Annotated in this window: 1 protein-coding gene; it reads left to right on the forward strand. The window is 40.0% G+C overall.

The window, feature by feature from the left end:
• Positions 1-97: 97 nt before the first annotated feature.
• Positions 98-1249, forward strand: a complete 1152-nt coding sequence (locus tag FTT72_RS16130; RefSeq protein WP_104425765.1) for an IS4-like element ISAbe18 family transposase — start codon at positions 98-100, stop codon at positions 1247-1249.
• Positions 1250-1269: the final 20 nt, after the last annotated feature.

Raw genomic sequence — 1269 nt, forward strand, 5'->3', positions numbered from 1 at the left:
CACTGCTGTCCCATAGTTTGCTTTAAATAAAAAAACCTGAGTCCTAACAGTTAAAATATGAGTGCAAACAAACACTTTAACGACCAGGATTCAGGTTTTGTCACATCAGAATACCGTATTTCATGAGCTAATTAAACCTGTTGTGCGACAGGATTTTGAACAACTTGCTAAAGTGCACCATGTTGGACAGAAATTTAGAGCGGCTTCCCGGTGGGATCAGTTTATTGCCATATTGATGTCTCAATTCTCTTGTAGGCAAAGTCTGAGAGATATTCAATCCAATTTGGAGTGCCAACAGGAAAAGCTAAGTCATCTCGGAGCAAAGTCTATTCCCCGAAGCACGCTGGCACGAATCAATGAGCAGCAGCCTGCTGCCTTGTATCAACAGCTATTTTACAAGTTGCTTAAATACTATGACCACTCAAAAGTCGCTCATAAATTTCGCTTTAAGAATCCCTTGTATTCCTTGGATGCCAGTCATATTGACCTGTCGCTTTCCTTATGTGAATGGGCCAAAGTTCACGACTCAAAAGCCAGCATGAAACTCAGTATAGGATTGAATCACAGCAATGATATTCCTGAGTTTGTTGCAGTTGAAAATGGCAAAGAAAATGACATGGTACAAGGCCGCAAATTCCAGTTTCCTGCTGGCAGCATTGTAGTTTTTGATAAAGGCTATGTCGATTACCAATGGTATGCAAATCTGACTGCTCAAAACATTGGATTTGTCACACGTTTTAGGCCTAAATCTGTGTATCAGGTGATCCAGCAACATCCAGTGCTTGAATCCAAAGGTATTCTAAAAGATGAAACCATTCAGCTGAATAGCGCACATGCCCTAAAAAGAAAAGCCCCAGTGTTAAGAAGAATTGAATATAGAGATCAGCAAAGTGGCAAGCACTTTAGCTTTCTCAGCAATAACTTTCATTTAGCCGCCTCCACCATTGCGGCGATTTATAAAGATCGTTGGAAAGTTGAGCTGTTCTTTAAGGCGATTAAGCAGAATCTCAAATTAAAAGCGTTTCTAGGTCGCAGCAGGAACGCAATTCAGACACAAATCTGGATTGCGATGATCGCCTATTTATTGGTGAGTTTCGCTCAACATTTAGGAAAAACAGGTTGGACAGTTCAACGTTTACTCAGAATAATTCAAGTGAATTTGTTTGAAAGAAGAACTTTAAAAGCTTTATTTTCACCCGATAAAATACCCATAAAACAAGAGGAAGCTCAAATGAGCTTCCTCTTGTGAAAAATTGTGGGACAGCAGTG

The sequence above is a fragment of the Acinetobacter sp. YH01005 genome, from assembly GCF_013420465.1.
Classification (GTDB): Bacteria; Pseudomonadota; Gammaproteobacteria; order Pseudomonadales; family Moraxellaceae; genus Acinetobacter; species Acinetobacter amyesii.